The organism is Sphingobium sp. AntQ-1, from assembly GCF_028538045.1.
Lineage (GTDB): Bacteria > Pseudomonadota > Alphaproteobacteria > Sphingomonadales > Sphingomonadaceae > Sphingobium > Sphingobium cupriresistens.
In genome coordinates, this window is the sequence record NZ_CP117158.1 from 456,719 (window position 1) to 476,557 (window position 19,839).

At 62.9% G+C, this 19,839-nt stretch carries 20 protein-coding genes and 1 pseudogene; 7 read left to right on the forward strand and 14 right to left on the reverse strand.

Features of this window, described 5'->3' with window-relative positions; translation table 11 throughout:
- The first annotated feature begins 52 nt into the window (after positions 1-52).
- Entirely contained in the window at positions 53-436 is a 384-nt protein-coding gene (locus sphantq_RS02285) for a hypothetical protein (RefSeq protein WP_272799489.1), read from the forward strand.
- 29 nt (positions 437-465) lie between these two features.
- Here the strand turns inward: sphantq_RS02285 and sphantq_RS02290 are convergent, their stop codons facing one another.
- From sphantq_RS02290 to sphantq_RS02300, 3 genes are all read right to left on the reverse strand, one after another.
- Positions 466-798: a helix-turn-helix domain-containing protein gene (locus sphantq_RS02290; RefSeq protein ID WP_272799490.1), complete on the reverse strand. Its 333-nt coding sequence runs from the start codon at positions 796-798 to the stop codon at positions 466-468.
- A 520-nt stretch (positions 799-1,318) separates the two neighbouring features.
- A complete protein-coding gene (locus sphantq_RS02295; RefSeq protein WP_272799491.1) occupies positions 1,319-1,654 on the reverse strand; it encodes a GFA family protein in 336 nt (111 codons plus the stop codon).
- Between the two features lie 174 nt (positions 1,655-1,828).
- Positions 1,829-2,410, reverse strand: a complete 582-nt coding sequence (locus sphantq_RS02300; protein WP_043152251.1) for an RNA polymerase sigma factor — start codon at positions 2,408-2,410, stop codon at positions 1,829-1,831.
- Between the two features lie 226 nt (positions 2,411-2,636).
- On the opposite strand from sphantq_RS02300, the gene sphantq_RS02305 reads away from it, so the two are divergent.
- The 4 genes and pseudogenes from sphantq_RS02305 to sphantq_RS02320 all read left to right on the forward strand — a co-directional run bounded on the left by sphantq_RS02305 (position 2,637) and on the right by sphantq_RS02320 (position 6,053).
- Positions 2,637-3,017 carry a transposase gene (locus tag sphantq_RS02305; protein WP_272799492.1) on the forward strand — a complete coding sequence of 127 codons (381 nt, stop codon included), beginning with the start codon at positions 2,637-2,639 and terminating at the stop codon, positions 3,015-3,017.
- On the forward strand, positions 3,014-3,361 hold the full coding sequence (gene tnpB / locus sphantq_RS02310) for an IS66 family insertion sequence element accessory protein TnpB (protein ID WP_272799493.1): 348 nt from the start codon (positions 3,014-3,016) through the stop codon (positions 3,359-3,361). The genes sphantq_RS02305 and tnpB overlap by 4 nt, the downstream gene beginning before the upstream one ends.
- Before the next feature lie 102 nt (positions 3,362-3,463).
- Positions 3,464-4,930: pseudogene (gene tnpC / locus sphantq_RS02315) on the forward strand (IS66 family transposase); the annotation flags it as partial.
- A gap of 79 nt (positions 4,931-5,009) precedes the next feature.
- Positions 5,010-6,053, forward strand: coding sequence for an IS110-like element ISShsp1 family transposase (locus sphantq_RS02320; protein WP_026150064.1), 1,044 nt, complete (start codon positions 5,010-5,012; stop codon positions 6,051-6,053).
- 420 nt (positions 6,054-6,473) lie between these two features.
- On the opposite strand, the gene sphantq_RS02325 is transcribed toward sphantq_RS02320, so the two are convergent.
- From sphantq_RS02325 to sphantq_RS02370, 10 genes are all read right to left on the reverse strand, one after another.
- A complete protein-coding gene (locus sphantq_RS02325) occupies positions 6,474-6,815 on the reverse strand; it encodes a chaperone modulator CbpM (RefSeq protein WP_070934710.1) in 342 nt (113 codons plus the stop codon).
- Entirely contained in the window at positions 6,812-7,711 is a 900-nt protein-coding gene (locus sphantq_RS02330; RefSeq protein ID WP_272799494.1) for a DnaJ C-terminal domain-containing protein, read from the reverse strand. The genes sphantq_RS02325 and sphantq_RS02330 overlap by 4 nt, the downstream gene beginning before the upstream one ends.
- 97 nt (positions 7,712-7,808) lie before the next feature.
- Positions 7,809-8,375 carry an HdeD family acid-resistance protein gene (locus tag sphantq_RS02335; protein ID WP_070934712.1) on the reverse strand — a complete coding sequence of 189 codons (567 nt, stop codon included), beginning with the start codon at positions 8,373-8,375 and terminating at the stop codon, positions 7,809-7,811.
- Between the two features lie 93 nt (positions 8,376-8,468).
- Complete coding sequence (gene clpB, locus sphantq_RS02340) at positions 8,469-11,048, reverse strand: ATP-dependent chaperone ClpB (RefSeq protein ID WP_272799495.1); 2,580 nt, start codon at positions 11,046-11,048, stop codon at positions 8,469-8,471.
- Between the two features lie 577 nt (positions 11,049-11,625).
- Positions 11,626-12,366 (reverse strand): arsenical resistance protein ArsH, encoded by a 741-nt coding sequence (gene arsH, locus sphantq_RS02345; protein ID WP_070934714.1) that lies wholly within the window; start codon positions 12,364-12,366, stop codon positions 11,626-11,628.
- The gene (arsB, locus tag sphantq_RS02350) at positions 12,366-13,439 is read right to left on the reverse strand and encodes an ACR3 family arsenite efflux transporter (RefSeq protein ID WP_272799496.1); all 1,074 of its coding nucleotides are present in this window, start codon (positions 13,437-13,439) and stop codon (positions 12,366-12,368) included. Before arsB ends, arsH begins: the two co-directional genes overlap by 1 nt.
- Positions 13,436-13,867, reverse strand: a complete 432-nt coding sequence (gene arsC / locus sphantq_RS02355; protein WP_272799497.1) for an arsenate reductase (glutaredoxin) — start codon at positions 13,865-13,867, stop codon at positions 13,436-13,438. The genes arsB and arsC overlap by 4 nt, the downstream gene beginning before the upstream one ends.
- Positions 13,867-14,394, reverse strand: a complete 528-nt coding sequence (locus sphantq_RS02360; RefSeq protein ID WP_043152291.1) for an arsenate reductase ArsC — start codon at positions 14,392-14,394, stop codon at positions 13,867-13,869. Before sphantq_RS02360 ends, arsC begins: the two co-directional genes overlap by 1 nt.
- Before the next feature lie 11 nt (positions 14,395-14,405).
- Positions 14,406-14,738: an ArsR/SmtB family transcription factor gene (locus sphantq_RS02365; RefSeq protein WP_272799498.1), complete on the reverse strand. Its 333-nt coding sequence runs from the start codon at positions 14,736-14,738 to the stop codon at positions 14,406-14,408.
- A gap of 246 nt (positions 14,739-14,984) precedes the next feature.
- Positions 14,985-15,563, reverse strand: a complete 579-nt coding sequence (locus sphantq_RS02370) for a hypothetical protein (protein ID WP_272799499.1) — start codon at positions 15,561-15,563, stop codon at positions 14,985-14,987.
- 485 nt (positions 15,564-16,048) lie between these two features.
- On the opposite strand from sphantq_RS02370, the gene sphantq_RS02375 reads away from it, so the two are divergent.
- Complete coding sequence (locus sphantq_RS02375; protein WP_084653305.1) at positions 16,049-16,429, forward strand: DUF5132 domain-containing protein; 381 nt, start codon at positions 16,049-16,051, stop codon at positions 16,427-16,429.
- The gene (locus tag sphantq_RS02380; protein WP_272799500.1) at positions 16,407-16,907 is read left to right on the forward strand and encodes a hypothetical protein; all 501 of its coding nucleotides are present in this window, start codon (positions 16,407-16,409) and stop codon (positions 16,905-16,907) included. The genes sphantq_RS02375 and sphantq_RS02380 overlap by 23 nt, the downstream gene beginning before the upstream one ends.
- Here sphantq_RS02380 and sphantq_RS02385 read toward each other — a convergent pair.
- The gene (locus sphantq_RS02385) at positions 16,856-19,624 is read right to left on the reverse strand and encodes a cation-translocating P-type ATPase (protein WP_272799501.1); all 2,769 of its coding nucleotides are present in this window, start codon (positions 19,622-19,624) and stop codon (positions 16,856-16,858) included. The genes sphantq_RS02380 and sphantq_RS02385 overlap by 52 nt on opposite strands.
- Positions 19,625-19,839 lie beyond the last annotated feature (215 nt).

The following is a 19,839-nucleotide window of genomic DNA, read 5'->3' on the forward strand; positions in this document are numbered from 1 at the left end:
CTCCTCGAGCCGAGGAGACCGATGCTTCCAACTCTGCGGGTGGGAGGACTTAATGCCCGAAGAGAAAGTGCCTGACGAAGCAATGCGCAGGGTCGCTTTGGCGCTCGTGGAGCATTGTGTCCGCAATACCCGGCTGGAAGAAATCCATGCCGGCACCGTGCCGGACAGTGTCATCGGTGACTATAGCGATGTGAAGGTGGTCACGCCCTATGGCGAGATCCCCTGGAGCCAAGCTTCTCGAATTTCCGATGCCGAGATGAAGGCGTTGATGATCGACATCGTCAACAAGGTCTACACGTTCCTCACGCATCTTGAAGATGTGGTGGTTCTGCGGGATTCTGCGCGCTGGAATCGGCCTGAGCATGACCCTGCCCTGCTCGCCTTCGCCAATCGCCGTGCGGCTTCTCGAGGAGCGGAAGGCGAAAGGAAGGACTGAGAGATCAGCCTTGCCCGCGCTATGAAAGCTCAGCACGTGCAAATCTGACGGCGCCATTTTGCAGGCGTTATGCCGGATGCCTTGGCAAACGCTTTGGTGAAGTGGGCCTGGTCGGAGAATCCGCACTCGAGAGCGACTTGCACCAGCGGTAGCGCGGTATCGGCCAAGAGGCGCTTTGCGCGCACGATGCGCTGCTGAACGAACCAGGCATAGGGTGCGATTCCAACCGTGTTCGTGAAAGCTCGCACAAAATAGCAGAGCGACAATCGGCACAGAGACGCGATTTCGGAGATCGAGATTGCGTTGCTGAGATTACACCGCATCGTGCGCATGGCCAGACTGACCCGCCAGGGGGCGAGCATCGGCCGACTGCTCGTCTCTCTTCTGTGCCCCCCGAAACCCCTCTGCCGTCCGACCGACACAGATTGTGTTTTAGTCTGCGCCAACCGCGCGCACGACGTCGCGCTCGCGCCTACACTTCCAAAAGCCGCCATGGCGACCCCCAACGGGTTGCGAGGCAGATTGCTTGCGCCGGGGACCTCAGCGCCCTGCCTCATCGGCCACCACCAGGAGACGCTAGGGCGCAAGCCGAGGCGCGTTCGAAGGAGGAAGCCCTACTATTCCCAATGGGGGGACACATTGGCGATCCAAAATGCGCCCCACTTTTTTGTCCGAGTTCAGCGCCGGGCCTCCCGTAGCCATCCGGTGAAGACCGCAGGCCGCCACCGAATGGCGGCTTCAGCGGACGCCCAGAGGAGCAATGATGTCGTGGGGACCGGAAAATCTGCTTTCTGGCGCGGAAGGCAGGTTAACGGCCAGCGATCCGCCTTATGACGATATGGCCAAAATCATCACTATTGCGGCTTTGAGAGTCGCTATACCTCACCAACTCGCGCCGTCGATGAACCGGCGGGGCAGCCCATTCCACAACGCCGGGTCAAATAGTCTGAGATTGATGCCCATCCGGTCGTACGTCGGATCGTGAGGGCTCCAGTGGGTGGTGACCCCACATGTCGCGCAATGCCACAACGTCAGGGTGGCGTCGCCCTGTACATAGCCTACGCCCATGCCCGCGACTTTCACTTGGCTGGGCGAGCGGTAGGTCCACAGTGCTCCGGTTCGCCGGCAGATCGAGCAATTGCACTCACCGGCATCGACAGGATCAACCTCAATCGCAACGCGGATTGTCCCGCAGTGGCAGCTTCCCTCATGCTTCATGCCAGCATCTCCTGCACTCAACCGGACAAGCCTTGGTTTGTTAGATCTGCAACAAATACGATGCCAAGGGAACGCCATACCAGGTTAAACCGGTACGGTAATGTCGTCCCCGTGCAACCGTTCGGTGGCACGGACGTGGGCCTCGACTAGCCTTTCGAGCGGCATCAGCGCCAGTCAGACCGGCCGCTTGGGACGACGTAAGACCTTCCTCAGATATATCTCCGCTCGAGTGAGCTCCTTTTGAACCGTGCGCTTGTGCAACCCGAACTCGGCGGCAATCTCGCTTTGCGATTTCTCGTCGCGCCACTTGGCCAGGAATATTGCCTGCCGCCGAGGCGGGAGGGTATGAAGCGCCTGCAAAGCTCGCGTCATTTCGTCCGTGGCCAAGGTGGCGGCTTCCTGACTCGGCGCATTGTCCGGAATATCGAGAAGCCCAGCATCCTCCATGTTGATCGCGCGCCAGTCGCTCCGCCTCCTGTTCTTTGCGAGATTGATGGCCATCCGGTAGAGGTAGAAGCGTGGGTTATGGAGATCGCCGATAGACGGGTCCGCCCTCAGCTTGACATAGACGTCGTGGAGCGCCTCAGCGGCAGCCTCGGAGGAACGCAGATGCGCCGAGAGGCGCATTTGCAGCGCCCCATATTCAATCTCAAGAAGGGCAAGAAGTTGCTCAACCGGGCTCTGGTTGGTCGCTTGGAACGAAGCGTCGAATTCGCTCGCCTGCGCAGGCTGGAGTGGTTCCGAGTCGTCAATCATTGCCTTCCAGACTTTAGCAGGGATCGGTTCGCCAATTCCGACGTGAACTCGTTGTTTGCTCTCACCGCAGCTGACCGAGTTCGGTGCGGAGTAAGCGGGGCCTGAGGGCCGCCTTGCGCGGTGCCCATTCGCGAGGATGATTGCCGCTTTTTGAGCGAGGTGGCAGGTGTCGGACGAGATTGAGGATTCAGCAAGCGAACGGGCGAGTAGTCATATGAGTAATCGTATGAGTAGTCGGATCGAGGTCGTTAGCCGGGTGTCGGGCCGTCGGCGCTGGACGGTGGACCAGAAGGTGGCGGTATTGCGGGATGCATTCGGGTCCGACGGTTGCGTGCGGACGGCCTGTGAGCGCCACGATGTTGGCAGCGGTTCGATCTACACATGGCGACGGCAGGCGATGTCTGGTGAGCTTGCCGGGGTTCGCAAGCTGCCCGAGCCAGCCTTCGCTGAGGTCCGGATCAGCGAGCCGCCAGCGTTGCCCGCTCCCATTGCACCGCTCGTCCCTGGCTTGATCGGGATCGAGCTGCCATCGGGCATCAAGGTGACGGTGGACGCTGCAGTTGACGTCGATGTCCTGTCGCGGGTGATCGGCGCGCTGGCACGATGATCCCGCTGCCACCGTCTACACGGATCTTCCTGGCCTGCGGCGCGACCGACATGCGTAAGGGCTTAGACGGCCTGGCGGTGATGACTCAGCAGGTTCTGGAGCAGAGCCCCCATTCCGGTGCGCTGTTTGCCTTTCGGGGCAAGCGCGGCGATCTGGTGAAGTTGCTCTGGTTTGATGGCCAGGGCATGTGCCTGTTCTCGAAGCGGATGGACCGGGGGCGCTTCGTATGGCCGTCCACCAAGACCGGGTCAGTGATGATGACGGCGGCGCAGCTTTCAATGCTATTGGAAGGCATCGACTGGCGGCGACCTGAACGCACTTTTACCCCTTCATTGGCGGGGTAAAACGCCCATTATCTGGCGCTTTTATTAGCATTGCGACCACCGGTCTGCTATATAATCGTGGTGTCGGACGCAGGCCTTTCCACCCCCGATAAGGACGCTCGGATCGCCGAGCTCGAAGCCGCATTGTCGGCTGCCCACGCCGATATTTCCGCCCGCGATGTCCTGATCGATACGCTGCGCGTGCAGATTGCTCGCCTTAAGCGGATGCAGTTCGGCAAGTCGTCCGAGAAGCTCGATACCCAGATCGCCCAGCTTGAGCTGGCGCTCGAAGAACTGGAGGGCGAGGCCATCGTCGCCGCCGCGCGTCGAGGCGATCCGGCAGCCGTCGATCGGGCATCACCGGTTCGCGCGCTGCCCGCCCATCTGCCGCGCGAGGAACAGCGGATCGAGCCTGAGCAGGGCAACTGCACCTGTCCCGACTGCGGCGGCGCGCTGCGGCCCCTGGGGCAGGACAGCGATGAGATGCTCGATGCCGTGCCGGTGCAGTGGCGCGTCGTTCGGACCATCCGCCCCAAGTATAGCTGCCGATCCTGCGAGAAGATCGTGCAGGCACCCGCGCCGGTAAAGGCGATAGCGCGGGGCAAGGCGACCTTTGGCACCCTGGCCCATGTCGTCGTCTCCAAGTTCGACCATCATCTGCCGCTCTACCGCCAAGCCGAGATCATGGCGGCGCAGGGTGTCGACATCGACCGCTCGACGCTGGCAGGCTGGGTTGGCCAGACATCTGTCCTGCTCGATCCGATCATCAGCCGTATCCGCGAAGTTGGACTGGCAGCCTCGAAGATCCATACCGACGATACGCCGGTCCCCATGCTTGATCCTGGACGTGGCAAGACGGCGACCGGCAGGCTCTGGACCTATGTCGTGGATGATCGCGGCTCCGGCGCCACAACCCCGCCGCTGGTCTGGTATGAGTTCACCACCGACCGGACCGGCGCACATCCTCAGCGCCAACTCGCCAGCTTCACCGGCTATCTGCAGGCGGATGGCTATGCCGGCTATGACAAGCTCTACGACACCAACCGTGTCACCGAGGTCGCCTGCTGGGCGCATTTCCGGCGCAAGATCTTCGACATTCACGCGAGCAAGCCGACCCCGCTCACCACCGATCTGCTGGAACGTATCGGTCAGTTCTATGAGATCGAGGCAGAGGTTCGCGGCCATCAGTCCGATATCCGACGACAAAGCCGCCAGGACCGAACCCAGCCATTAATCGACGATCTGCGCCTGGCGCTCGACGATGCAACGCGCCGTCTCTCGCCCAAGTCCGAGATGGCAAAGGCGATCGCCTATGGCCGCAAACGCTGGGTCGCTCTGACGCGCTTCCTCGACGATGGACGTCTGGAGATCGACAACAACATTGCGGAGCGCGCCATGCGCTGCGTGGCCCTGGGCCGCAAAAACTGGTTGTTCGCAGGCTCAAAAGCAGGCGGCAATCGGGCCGCTGCCATCTACTCGGTCATCGAGACTGCCAAGCTCAATGGCCTCGAACCGCAGGCCTACATCGCCGATGTCATAGCCAAGATCGCTGGCGATTGGCCTGCCGCTCGCTGGGATGAACTCATGCCTTGTTGGGGTGGACGGCTCCCAACGGCATCGCAATGTGCCAGAGTGAGTGCGTTGCAAGACTCAATCAAGGGAGCCGCCCGTGGAGCAAATTACCCGCATAGGCATGGATACGTCAAAGAACGTTTTTCAACTGCATGGCGTCGATGCAGCGGAGAAGCCAGTGCTGCGCAAGAAGTTGACGCGCCGAGAGATGATTCGGTTTTTCGAAAAGCTGCCACCCACCCTCGTCGCTATCGAGGCATGCGGCAGTTCACATCATTGGGCTCGTCTTCTCGGATCGCTCGGGCATGATGTAAGGTTGATCGCGCCGCAATTAGCGAAGCCCTACGTCAAGCGCGGCAAGAACGACGCTGCGGATGCCGAAGCTCTCTGCGAAGCGGTGAGCCGCCCAACAATGCGCTTCGTTCCGGTAAAGACTGCAGAACAACAGGCCGCGCTCATGTTGGTCGGGGTGCGCGAAAGGCTTATTCAGAAGCGCACCCAGCTCGTCAACGCTATACGAGGGTATGGCGCGGAGTTCGGCATCACCGCGGCGACGGGTGCATGTCGCGTCGTACCGCTTCTCGAGTGCATCGCGGAAGATGAAACGATACCCGAATTGGCGCGCGAACTTTTTGCGCTGCAGGGAAAGGAATATGCGCAGCTCCAGTGCGAGATCGAACGGATCGACGCGAAGCTGATGGAATGGCATCGCAACGACGAATGTAGTCAGCGACTGGCCAAAATTCCCGGCGTTGGGCCTATCGGCGCGACCTTGCTCATGATGAAAACGCCCGATCCGCATCTATTCAAATCCGGTCGGGATTTTGCGGCATGGATGGGCCTGACCCCCAAAGATCACTCGACCGCCGGCAAGACAAGACACGGCGTTATCACTCGCGCTGGTGATGAGCTTCTCAGAAGCACGCTCGTGGTCGGAGCCACCGCAGTCGTTCAGCACGCCCGCAATGGGCGAGGCAGGAATCTAACACCGTGGCTTATCGGCTTGATTGCACGAAAATCGCCTAAGCTCGTTGCGGTTGCCGTTGCTAACAAAGCCGCACGTGTCGCGTGGAAACTCATGGTGAGCGGCGAGCGATACCAGTGCGTCGCGCCGCCCGCGCTAACTGCGGTAGCAGCATAAGAATTAGCCAGGGACGATGAGCAAAATATCAATGCTATCGTACTGAGCTGATCCGTGATCTTGCATGAAGAGAGCAGATGGTGCGATCGATCGATCCGAGGCGTGTGACACTCCGTCAGTTCCAATGGCCATCACAGGCCGCTGCCTTGTTGGGAACACACACCGCGGAAACCATCTTGGCCAGCGGTCACGTGCGACCGCACCGAAAGGCCGGACATATGGAAGCAAGCGATCCGATCAAATTTTCCGTTCAGCCCTTGCAAGAGGGAGCCGTCCACATATGGAACTGGCAGCCAGATAATCAGGCAATCGCCGAAGCCGCCTGAACTGCGGTCCTCAGGCCACGCTTACGGTGCGGATAGAAGCTGTGGCGCAGATGTTGTGAGGAGCTAGGCCCTTTCACCAAGACTCATGGCCCGGTTACGACCTGCGCCGCGGAGCCAGAATCGGACCGGGTTTGCGGCCTCGCGATCGCCGGATATCCCGGCGCCGCGCGGCCTGCGCTTCCGTTCGCATCTGTGCGAGCACCTGGCGAAGGCCATGCAGTTGATCCACGAGGTGGAGCACGATGTCGACGCCTTCGTCGTTCACGCCGAAGTCTCGCTTCAGATCATGTATGAGGCGCGCGCGGGCCGCGTCCATGTCGGTCAGGACGATGGTCGTGGATCTGCGCTCGCCAAGGAGCCATTCGCGATCGATCCACTGCTCGAGCGAGCGGAGTTCGATCCCCGAGTGGGATAGAAATTCGTCCAGGTCTATCATCGCGAGGCCTCACGAGGATTGAAATTCTTGCCGGCTTCCCAGGTCGAAACGAATTGTATGAGTTCCGGATCGGCCGGCTTGGGCAGCACGATCCCAAGCTTCACGAATTGATCGCCACGACCGCCGCCCAGCCGAGGGGCACCCTTGCCTTTGAGGCGCAGCGTGCTGCCACTGTTCGAATTGGCCGGCACGGTCATCGTCACATCACCGGTTGGCGTGGGAACGCGGATCTTGCCGCCGAGGACGGCTTCCCTCAGCGAGATCGGAACGTCGATCGTGATGTCGTCGCCATTGCGGAGGAAGCGTGGGTCGGATCGAACCTCGATCTCGATATATGCGTCTCCTGGGCCGCCCTTGCCGGCGCCAGGTGCGCCCTTGCCCTTGAGGCGCAGCGATTGACCATCAACGACGCCCGCCGGGATCGTCACGTCGAGCGTGCCGCCCGCTGGCAGGGTTATCCGCTGTGAACCGCCGGTGATCGACTCCACGAAGCTGACCGAAAGGCGATAGTGCAGGTCCTGCCCGCGGCGATTGGCGCGCGCCTGTGCGCTGCGACGGAAGAGTTCGGCGAACGGATCGTCGCCTGCGGCAAAATCCGCAAAGCCGGCGTTACTCGAATAATGGCCTGGGTCCGACCCGGCATAGTCACGATAATATTGCTGTTGGGGCCGCTCTGCGCCGGTCTCGTCGATCTCGCCCGTGTCGTAACGCCTGCGTTTCTCCGGGTTGCTCAGCAGATCGTAGGCGCCTGCGACTTGCTTGAACTTGTCCTCGGCCGACTTGTCGCCAGGGTTGAGGTCCGGATGGAGCTTCTTCGCGAGCTTGCGATACGCTTTCTGGATATCGTCCCCGCTCGCGGACGCGGCGACGCCGAGAACTTCATATGGATTGCTCACCTGCTACGCCTCCTGGTCGCGCTGAGGATCGGCGCGAACCCTTCCGCAGCATTCGCCGTCAGCCTCGGTGTATCCATCTCCTGGCCGCATCCCCTCGTCACGCGGACTTCAGCCGCCTCAGGCCAAAGGCAAGTGAGATAAGGAAAACACCGCGGAAGAGAAAGCTGAAGCCGATGATCGCCGCCACGAAGGCAAGCCCTGCCAGCGGGCCGCTGATCACCAGATAGGTACCCAGCCCGATATCGACGACGCCGAGCAACAGCCTCCATCCCTTGTCATGCGTACCTTTCAGTCCATAGAAAAGCTGGGAAACTCCTGAGACGAACAGCCACAGCCCGATCGCCCAAGCGAGCGATGCGGCACCCTGGAATGGATCGAACAGCACGAAGAGGCCAGCGAGTACCGCCACGACGCCGAGGAGCAACTCCAGCACCTTCGATCGGGTGGAAAAGGCTGACAGTCCAGCGACTATCGCGATGACGCCATAGGCAAGCAATATCGCTCCGAAGATCACGCCGGCGGCAAAGCCCGTCGCGAGCGGGTTCAGGAAAGCCAGGATCCCGCCCAGGATCAGGAGCACGCCATAGGTCAGAACCCATCCCCAACCGGTGGATGCCGGAAACGGCGAACCCCAGACCCCCTTATTTGCTTCGTGCGCGCTCATAAGCTTTCTCCCTAATTCGTTCGGGCAATCCTTCGTCAACTGCTGCTGTCGCCCAATTCAGTCCCACGTTATTCCAGGCGGCCATCGTAACTCTTAGCCTATCTTCAGCACGAGTGCTCCGTCACCCTCATCGATATGGACGGTCGATCCGTCGCGGATCTCGCCCTGGAGGATCAAGTCGGCGAGCGGATCCTGGAGAAAGCGTTGCACCGCGCGTTTCAATGGCCGCGCGCCGTAGACCGGATCATAGCCGGCGCGGCCGAGCCAGGCGCGGGCCGCATCGGTGAGGTCGAGCGTGATCTTGCGGTCCTGGAGCAGCTTGCCGACGCGGGCGACCTGAATATCGACGATGGGCGCCATATGGTCGGCGCCGAGCCTGTGGAACAGAATAATCTCGTCGAGGCGGTTGAGGAATTCCGGTCGGAAATGGCCGCGGACGATTTCCATCACCTGGTCCTCGACCTTCTCGACCGATTCGTCGTCGGCGAGGCCCGCAATATACTGGCTGCCCAGATTGCTGGTCAGCACGATGATGGTGTTGGTGAAGTCGACCGTGCGGCCCTGGCCGTCGGTCAGCCGCCCGTCGTCGAGCACCTGCAGGAGAATGTTGAACACGTCGCCATGCGCCTTCTCGACCTCGTCGAAGAGGACGACCTGATAGGGGCGGCGGCGAACCGCTTCGGTCAGCACGCCGCCCTCTTCATAGCCGACGTAGCCCGGAGGGGCGCCGATCAGCCTGGCGACCGAGTGTTTCTCCATGAACTCGCTCATATCGATGCGAACCATCGCGTTGTCGTCGTCGAACAGGAAGCCGGCGAGCGCCTTGGTGAGCTCGGTCTTGCCGACGCCTGTGGGCCCTAGGAACAGGAATGAGCCCAGGGGCCGATTGGGGTCCTGCAGACCGGCACGCGCGCGGCGCACGGCGGTCGACACGGCGCGGACCGCATCGGCCTGGCCGATGACGCGCTTGCCGATCGTCTCTTCCATGGCGAGCAGCTTCTCGCGTTCGCCGGTCATCATTCGCTCGACCGGAATGCCGGTCCAGCGCGCGACGACGCCGGCGATGTCCTCCGCTGTCACCTCCTCGCGCAGCATTGCGCCTTCGGCTGCGCCCGCCGCATCGGCCAGCTGCTTTTCGAGCGTGGGAATGGTGCCGTATTGCAGTTCGCCTGCCTTGGCGAGGTCGCCCGAGCGCTGCGCCTGGTCGAGCTCGATGCGTGCAGCGTCGAGCTGTTCCTTGATACGGCTCTCACCCGCGATCTTTTCCTTCTCGGCCTGCCAGCGCGAGGTGAGTTCAGCCGATTGCTGCTCGAGATTGGCGAGATCCTGCTCCAGCGTCTCCAGTCGGTCCTTCGACGCCTTGTCGGTCTCCTTTTTCAGCGCCTCCCGCTCGATCTTGAGCTGGATGATGCGCCGATCGAGATTCTCGATCTCCTCGGGCTTGGATTCGACTTCCATACGCAGGCGCGAGGCCGCCTCATCCATGAGATCGATCGCCTTGTCCGGCAGGAAGCGGTCGGTGATGTAGCGGTGGGACAAGGTCGCCGCCGAGACCAGCGCGCCATCGGTGATGCGCACGCCATGGTGCAGCTCATATTTTTCCTTCAGGCCGCGCAGGATCGAGATGGTATCTTCGACCGTGGGCTCACCGACGAAGACGGGCTGGAAGCGCCGCTGGAGGGCTGGATCCTTCTCGACATGCTTGCGATATTCATCGAGCGTGGTCGCGCCGATGCAATGGAGTTCGCCGCGCGCGAGCGCGGGCTTGAGCAGGTTGGATGCGTCCATCGCGCCTTCGCCCTTGCCGGCGCCGATTAGCGTATGCATCTCGTCGATGAACAGGACGATATGGCCCTCGGCGGCCTTCACCTCATCGAGCACACCCTTCAGCCGCTCCTCGAACTCGCCGCGATATTTGGCCCCGGCGATCAGGCTGCCCATGTCGAGCGCCATCAGCGCGCGGTCCTTGAGCGTATCGGGCACGTCGCCATTGGCGATGCGCAGGGCGAGCCCTTCGGCGATCGCGGTCTTGCCGACGCCGGGTTCGCCGATGAGGACGGGATTGTTCTTCGTGCGCCTGGCAAGGATCTGGATGGTGCGACGGATCTCCTCATCGCGGCCGATGACCGGATCGAGCTTGCCTTCGCGGGCCGCTTCGGTGAGGTCGCGTGCGAACTTCTTGAGCGCGTCGTAGCGATCCTCGGCCGAGGCCGTGTCCGCGGTCTTTCCCTTGCGCAGCGCGCTGATCGCCGCATTCAGCGCTTCTGCCTTCAAGCCCGCTGAGGCCAGGGACTTGCCGGCCGCGGTGTTTGAGGCCAGCGCTAGCGCAAGAAGCAGCCGCTCGACGGTGACATAGCTGTCGCCCGCCTTCTGCGCGACCTGCTCGGCCTGATCGAGCACCCGCACAGCATCATTATCGAGGCTCGGGGCCGATTGCGCGCCGCTGCCTGAAACCGATGGCACCTTGGCGAGCGCGGCGTCGGTCTGCCGCGTCGCCACGGCGGGATCGCCGCCTGCCGCGCGGATGAGGCCGCTTGCCATGCCCTGCTCATCCTCGAGCAAAGCTTTCAGAAGATGTTCCGGGCTTATCCGCTGATGGCTCATGCGGATCGCGACGGTTTGCGCGCTCTGGAGGAAGCCCTTGGCGCGATCGGTGAATTTTTCGAGATTCATTGATTCCTCGTTTTTCCGTTTGGCGTGAGTACCGATCGCGTCTCACCCCATTGTCGGTTCGACGTCGCACGTGATGGCCAAGGGTTATCGAACCGATTCCAACACGGCCGATGAAGGCCCTATCGATTGGTTCGGCAAAGTCGGAGATTTCTTGGCATAGCGTGTTCCCCCTCTCTCGTTCGCTCAGAATTCTTGGCGCTTATCTTTCAAGCCGAAGCCCAGAAATATACGGGATGTTCCGATGGGCGCGGAATTCAGCCAAGTCCGGACCGGCGATGTTCATGGCTATCTGCCGATCGGCTGCGCCGGACATGGCTGGAGAGAAGAGCGCTTGTGCTGCCCACCTCTGGCGAAATGGCTGCGACACGGCCGTGCCTCCTTTCTATGTCGCTCCTTTCCCATTGATGCGGACGCGCCGCAGGTGAAACCGGCCCGGCCCGGCCCGATCTGATCGTCGTTCCGATTATGGCGACTCGCAGCATCGCCCGGGGGGACGGGGGGCAAATTCAGCGTCCGGCTGGCGGGAATAGAACAGCCATAAGGCGCCAGACCCGGCGTTCTGGCCCAATTGCGGGCCTCACGCTATCGATCGTGACGTCAGGTCGTTCGCGGCATCGCGCTTGGCGGTCTCGGACTTGCGCTCAGAATATCGATCGACAAGCTGCTCGGCATGGCCTCGGATCAGAATGGTGAACCGGATCAACTCTTCCATCACGTCGACAATGCGGTCGTAGTAGCTGGAGCGTCTCAAGCGGCCTGCCTCATCGAACTCCTTGAATGCCATTGCGATGCTCGATTGGTTCGGGATCGTGAACATCCTCATCCAGCGGCCGAGCAGACGCAACGTGTTGACCGCGTTGAAAGACTGCGAGCCGCCTGAGACCTGCATCACCGCGAGCGTCCTTCCCTGGGTCGGGCGCATACCGCCAAACTCCAGCGGCAGATGGTCGATCTGCGCCTTCATGATGCCAGTGATCTGGCCATGACGCTCGGGACTGCACCACACCATGCCCTCGGACCAGAGCGCGTGCTGACGAAGTTCATGGACCGCCGGATGGTCGTCCCCCCTGATCTGATCCGGCAGCGGCAGGTCGCTCGGATCGAAGATCCGCACCTCGGCGCCGAACAGGATCAACAGGCGCGCCGCCTCCTCGACCGCGAGTCGACTGAATGATCGCTCCCGCAGGGATCCGTAAAGCAGCAAGATGCGGGGCGGATGTTCGAGCGAACCGAGGCCGACGGCGGGACTAGGTCTAACGAGCGACCGATCGAGCGCCGGCAGGTCATCAGGGTCGGCAAGGGAACGAAGGCGCGACATCAGGCTACCCGACGCTCATACCAAGGGCGTGTCGCCTTCACGATTCTGACCACGGACAGCATGACCGGAACTTCGACCAGCACGCCGACGACGGTAGCAAGCGCTGCGCCGGAGTTGAGACCGAACAGACTGATCGCGGCAGCGACCGCCAGCTCGAAGAAGTTGGACGCGCCGATCAATGCGGCGGGGGCGGCAACGCACCATGCCACGCCGAACCGACGGCTCAACCAATAGGCGAGCCCTGCGTTGAAATAGACCTGGATGAGAATCGGCACGGCGATCAGCGCGATCACCAGCGGATGGGCTATGATCGCCTGCCCCTGGAATCCGAACAGCAGCACCAGAGTCGTCAGCAACGCGACCAAAGATACTGGGCCAAGACGGCTGAGCAGCCGGTCAAGCGCGGGCTGTCCGCCCGACGAGAGCACGGCACCCCGAATGACCTGCGCGACGATCACCGGCACGACGATGTAGAGTAGGACCGAGATCAGCAGCGTGTCCCAGGGTACGGTGATCGATGCGACGCCGAGGAGAAGGCCGACCAGCGGGGCGAACGCGAACACCATGATGGTGTCGTTGAGCGCGACCTGGCTCAGCGTGTAGGTCGGGTCACCATCGCAGAGATTGGACCAGACGAACACCATCGCCGTGCAGGGCGCTGCGGCAAGCAGGATCAGTCCGGCGATATAGGAGCTGATCTCAGCCTCCGGCAACAGCGGCCGAAACAGCCAGCCCAGGAACAGGGTGCCGAGCAGCGCCATCGAGAAGGGCTTTACCGCCCAGTTGATGAACAGCGTTATGCCGATTCCCTTCCAATGCTGCCTGACCGAACCAAGCGCGCCAAGATCGATCTTGAGCAGCATCGGGACGATCATCAGCCAGATCAGAACCGCAACGATGAGGTTGACCCGCGCAACCTCGGTCGACGCAATCACGCCGAACAGGCCGGGCAGTGCATAGCCGAGTGCGATGCCGACGATGATGCAAAGCGCTACCCAGACGCTGAGATAGCGTTCGAATGTGCTGATCGCCGACCTGGCCGGCGCCAACGTTCCAGCAGTGGTGGCGTTCATGATGCGACCCGCTGGCCGCGGTCATCGACAATGCGTTCGCCATCTTCCTTCGCGAAGGCGCCACGCTGATCGCTCGGCAGCAGATCGAGCACGTCCTCGGAAGGGCGGCAGAGCTTGACGCCGAGCGGTGACACTACGATCGGGCGGTTGATCAAGATTGAATGCGCCATCATCGCATCGACAAGCTGCCCATCACTCAGCGACGGGTTATCGAGCCCCAACTCAGCGAAAGGCGTGCCCTTCTCGCGCAGCAAAGAGCGCGTGGTAATACCCATGCGCTCGATCAGCCACATAAGCATCGACCGCGACGGAGGAGTCTTCAGATAGTCGATCACATGCGGTTCGATTCCAGCATTGCGGATCATCGCCAGCGTGTTGCGGGAGGTGCCGCAATCGGGATTGTTGTAGATTATGATATCGACCGGCATCAGGCTGCGTCCCCGCGACGGCTGCTCGCGCCTTCGCCATGCCCGATCTCACGGACACGGGCCCGCAAAGCCATGGCGTCGAGCCTGTCGAAGGGCAACGCCGCGAAGAGCTTGATGCGGTTCTCAAGATAGCGCAGCGCTGTCACGAACGCGCGCTCCCGCTCGATCTGCGAACCCTGGACGTGGCTTGGATCCTCGATCCCCCAATGGGCGGTGACAGGATGACCCGGCCAGATCGGGCAGACCTCGCCCGCCGCGTCGTCGCAGACGGTGAACACGAAATCCATCACGGGCGCGCCAGGCACGGCGAACTCGTCCCAGCTCTTCGAACGGAGACCTTCTGTAGGATATTCAATCCGCTCGAGCAGAGCGAGCGCGTCAGGGTTGATCGCGCCCTTGGGGTAGCTCCCGGCCGAAAAGGCACGGAAGCGACCGCCGCCCAGCTTGGTGAGGGCGCTCTCCGCAAGAATCGAGCGGGCCGAGTTACCGGTGCACAGGAAGAGGACGTTGAAGATGCGGTCGGACATGGCAGACTCCATCAGCAGCAGGGGGCGAGTTCGGCGATCAATGGCGCGCACAGCGCCGCGTTGCCGCCACAGCAATCCTTCACGAGAAACAGGGTCAGCGTCTTCGCCTGGTCCAGCTCGGCGCGATAGTTGATGACCCGGCTGCGCCGCTCGGATCGGATCAATCCGGCTCGTGAGAGCGTGGCCAGGTGAACCGACATGGTGTTCTGGGGAACGCCCAGCGCCTTGGCGATCTCGCCGGCAGCGAGCCCGTCGGGCTCATGCCGGACCAGAAGCCGGAAGGCGTCGAGGCGGGTGCCCTGCGCGAGAGCGCCTAAAGTGGCGATGGCCGAATCATTATCCATATATCTACATTAACGGATATATGGATGATGATCAACGACGACATTCACAGCGATTTACATGCTTTTCCAACATCCCCAGCCGGATCGCGGCCCAGCCGGGAGAGCCGTTCGGGTCGCTCAAGCGGCGCGAATCTCTTCAGCAGCGGCCTTCCCGACGGTACGGTCGTCCGCAACCGTCGGGAAGGAGACCTTCTTTAGGATCGGTCGCCGCGACGTCCAGCCTCTTGAGGACGCGTTCCCGGCGCCTCAGAGCGGCGGACGGCAGCCTCTTGCCTGGTGGATGCCGCGCAGGAAGCCCCGTCGCGCAAAACCCGCATCGATCGCGGTGTTGAGGCGACGCTGCGCCGGCGCCGCGCCGGTCGCCTCCCGCACCAGTCCCCGGAAGGGAATGAGCGAGTTCACCACCATCTGGCCGCCGGCCTCTGCAAGTTTTCCGGCGCTGTTCTCTTGCTGTTTCGCACCGACAATGAAGTCCGGTCCAAGCACCGCGCTCAGTTCGGTTACCGCACGGGCCAGTTCGGTGCAGGCTCTAAGGCCGTCGAGGCTGTAGGGGTTCTCGCTCGCTCTTTCCAACACCGGCGGAATATTGGTCGCGGCCACACCGACGTCGCGAACCGGCTGGGTCACGATCTCGCCCGCCCTCCTGCCCGTCTGGTCTATCTTGCTTTCCGGCTGCGCGACGGGTGGCGCGGCTGCGCCGGTCTTGGGCGGCGGGCTATGGGGAATGCAGCCGGCCAGCAGAAGCGAAGCGATCAGCAGGGCGCAGAGCGGAACCCCGGCGGCTGCCGTCGACTTGCGTGGGCAGTAAGTGGGCAAGACCGTCATATCCGAAATATAGGGTTTTAGATGCGTCAGGCAGGTCCCTCTGTAAGGAATTCCCCTAAGTCCCAAGCGATGGGAGATTTCTGCCCACGATGAGGACCGGGCCATCGGTCCTTGCCAGAACCACTTCGTGCAGGACATCATGTGGCGTTGGACGCTGCCCTCGGCAGCGCCTTCCTGCCGCGGCTGGCCACCGGCTTTGCTGCATCGGGATCATCGGCTATTCCGAGTTCCTCCTATATGTGCGGTACGGTTGACCAGATCGTTGGGCTTGCTGCCGGTCCCCAAGCGCTTCCACCGCGGCAAGGAACCTTCCGCGTCGGCACGGCACCTGGGCTTCTGGCTGAAGGACGACCGCTGCGACAAGATTGTCGCTTCGCATCCAGTGGAAGGACTATGAGGGACGGTGATCGCCGGGACCTACGTATGTATACGAATTCGTCCGGTTAAGAGCATGAGGCAGGCTCGGATCAGCCACAGATTTTCATATGGCTCGTGCAGAGTCGGCTCAAGCCGAGCGAAAGGCACGGCTCGATTTGCCATGGCGGCAGGAAAATACGGGAACGATCATGCGCGGCAGCTTCTTCTGGGGAATGGTGGTCGGAGCGGGTGGCACCCTGGTGGCGTCGATCCCGTGGGAAACGACGAGGCCTGCGGCCAAACGGGCGCTGCGGGCCGGTCTTGCCGGCTATGCAGCAGTTCGCGGCGCGGCCGCGCGTTTCGCTGAAGATGTCGAGGACCTGGTCGCCGAGGTCGCCCATGAGATGAAGCAAACACCGGCGCCAGAGGCCGCTTCCGCAACCGCGGCCACGCAAGGAGCAGCCAGCCAGGAGAAGGACGCCGTCGATGGATCGCAGTCCAAAAGCTGAAACGACGCGTGGTCATCTCAAGCACCGTATGCCCGGACGCGTCCGGATCGTGCTCGATCGTCCCCTGCCCCACAGCACGCGGCTTGAGTCGCTTGCTACGGCATTGGCCGCGATTCCGGGCATAGACTCCGCCGAGATCAGGCCGACAAGCGGCAGCATCGTTATCAGACACCGAGGCGATTTTGATGAGTTGCGGGAGTCGATCGCCAGAGAAGGCATCCAGATTGCTTCGTCCATCACGCATCTTCAGCCGATCGATCCGATGGGCGCCGCCGCACAGAAGCTTGGCACGGTCGACGGAGCGATAGCGCGCCTGACGGACGGCCGTGCGGATCTGTGGAGCCTGGCTTTCGCGGGGCTCGTGGCCGGGGGTGTGATCCAGCTCGCAAGAGGCAGGGTTGCCGGACCGGCGCTGACCCTCCTCGGTCAGGCCGCCACCCTGACGATGGCCCGGCCACTGCGAACATTCATTCGCTGAGTCCGTCGCAGTTCGCCGACGCCGAAAGAGGTCGCCGCCAGCCCGGCGGAGAGCGCCAGGTCGCCCGGACCGGGCACACCCAGCCCGAGCAGCGTTCGCAGTGGTCGGATCAGGAAAGGCGCGGCAAGCAGTCCGCAAGCCGCTGCCAATGCGCCGCCAAGCCGTGTCTCCGATACCACTCGACCTGCGACCGATCCGGGCGTCCGGTCACGCAGCCCCCAGGCGTGGGCAAACTGCGCCAGCGACAATGTTATGAAGGTCGCCGCGCGTGCCTGTGGTCCGGCGCCCTTGCGCGCCAACAGGATGAGATGGGCGGCCAACGCCGACGCAGCGAGGTGCGCGCCGTCGAAGCCGAGGTCCCGAAGCTCGTTGTGGCCGAACAGCGGCGCATCCGCAGCGCGCGGGGGGCGTGTCATCACGTCGCCGCGCGGCTCGGCCATCGCCAGCCCCAGACCTGGCATGATGTCCGTCACCAGATTGAGCCAGAACAACTCCATCGGCGTTTCGAGCCCGCCCCGGCCATGCAGGGTTTCGCCGAGCATGAGGAGCACCTCCGACAGGTTCGTCGACAGGAAATAGCGGGTGGCCGCGCCGATGCTGTCATCGGTCGCGCGCCCGCGGGCGATCGCCCGTGCCAACGCCCGTAAATCATCGTCGGCGATCACGATGTCCGCCACCTCGCGCGCGACATCGGTTCCCTGCCTTCCCATGGCAACGCCTACCGCAGCAGCCCTGAGCGCGGGACCGTCGTTGACGCCATCCCCGATCATCGCCACGCGCCGGCCCGCGCCCTGAAGCGCGCGGACGATGCGCAGCTTGTCACCAGGGCTGACACGGGCGAAGACCGACGTCCGGAGCGCCAAAGCGCCAAGCGCCTGATCGTCGAGATCCGCAAGGTTCGCGCCGTCCACGACGGGGATGATGCCGGTCCGTGACACGGCGACCGCTTCGGCGACCGAAAGCGCGGTGGCCGGCTGGTCTCCGGTGATAATGATCGTTCGAATGCCGGCGCGGTGAAAGATCTCGACCGCTTCCTGCGCCTCCGCGCGAACAGGGTCAGCGAGCGCCACGAGGCCCAGCCAGACGAGGCCGTCCGGCAATCCGTCGCGAAGATCACCTTCCTTCCTCGCAACGCCGAGCACCCGCAAGCCTTCCCGGGCAAGCGTCTCATTGGTGGCAAGGATCCGGCGACGCCGTTCCTCGTCGAGCGGCCGAAGCCCATCCTCCGTCAGTTCGTGGGCGGCAAGCGCGAGCAATTCGTCCGGCGCGCCCTTGACCGCGACATAATCCGCGCCGTTGAGGCGATGCGCCGTCGCCATCCATCGATGCGCCTGATCCCGGCTCTGCAGGCGCACTATCGGCGACTGTTGTTGGACGGCATCGGGGTCGATGCCGGTGTCACTGCAAAAGCGAAGAAGCGCCAGTTCGGTGGAGGATCCCGTCTGCATTGCCAGATTTGCCTCATTGCACAGCGCCAAGGCTTCGGCGATGGCCCGCAGCAGGTCTGGGGCTAGGCCATCGCTATGCCCGTCCGCCGAAGTCCGCCGAACCTCTTCTCCGATGGCGACCCCCACGACCGCCATCCTGTTCTCGGTCAGGGTGCCGGTCTTGTCGAGGCAGATGGTGTCGATGGTGCCCAGGGCCTCGACCGCGGGCAGCGCCCGAACAAAAGCCTGCTCGCGCTCCATCGCCCTTGCGCCCAGCGCAAGTGTCGTGGTCGCGATGGCCGGAAGACCCTCGGGAATGGCAGCGACGGCGAGCGCGACCGCGCTTCGCGCCATGGCCAGCAGTGGCTCGCCGCGCAGTAGCCCGACCAGGAACACAACGCTCGATGCGCCGACGCAGAGCAATGCGAGACGGCCGCTGAGGGACGAGAGCTCCTCCTCGATGACGGGTCGGGGCGGACGCGCAAGATCGATCAAGGCGCGGGTTCGTGCGGCCTCCGTGCCGCTGCCTGTACGAAAGACGACTGCGCGCCCGTCTCCACCGCTGACGATCGTTCCATCGTGGACGATATTGTGCCGGTCGGCGACTGCGACCGGCGCCTGGTCCAGCACCTTGGCGTGCTTTCGAACTGGCAGGCTCTCGCCCGTCAGCGTCGATTCATCCACCGTCAGATCCCGGCATTCGAGAATTCGGGCATCGGCGGGCACGAACTGGCCCGGCGCGAGGACGAGGATATCGCCGGGCACGATCGTCGCGGCGAGCACCTCAAGGCGATTGCCGTCACGCTGGACCTCCGCCATATGCTCCGTCGGCCGCGACAGGCGGCGGATAAGGCGCTCCGTGGCATTTTCCGAAGAGAAGCCGATGGCGGCGTTGGCGAGTACGACGCCGATCGTCAAAGCGGCGTCCAGCAGGCCACCGGTGGCGAAGGAAAGAACCGCCGATCCGAACAGCAGCGCCACCGGCAAGCCCGTGAACTGCGCCGCGACCATATCCCGCTGCGAGCGGCCGAGCGGCGGCGGAGTCCGGTTCGGCCCGTAGACGGCGAGCCGGCGGCGCGCCTCGTTCGCAGAAAGACCGTCCGCCCCGCTACGCAACAGCTCGAGGATATCCTCGCCCCGCGAACGGAAAATGGCGTCACTCTCCAATGGCGGTTCGTCCAAAAGCCTCGGTCGCCGCGGACCGGAGCGGGAAAGCCGGTCATCTGGCTGGGCGGCCGCCTCGATCGGCGTCGATTCCTCCAACCAGGAGACGATGGCGGCAATGGTCACCGCGGGATCATGTTCGACAAGCATGCTGCCCAAGAAGGCATTGCCCTTCCCTACACGGCAACCGCGAGCCACCAATCTGCTTCGGAAACGCCGTAACGCGTCATCGGCAGGCCATGGAGAAAACCGCAATCGCGTCCGACCCGGAATGTGATGATGTATCGAAATCGCCACTGGTATTCGCGATCCTTTCATTCTTCCGGACGCTGCCCGGGAAG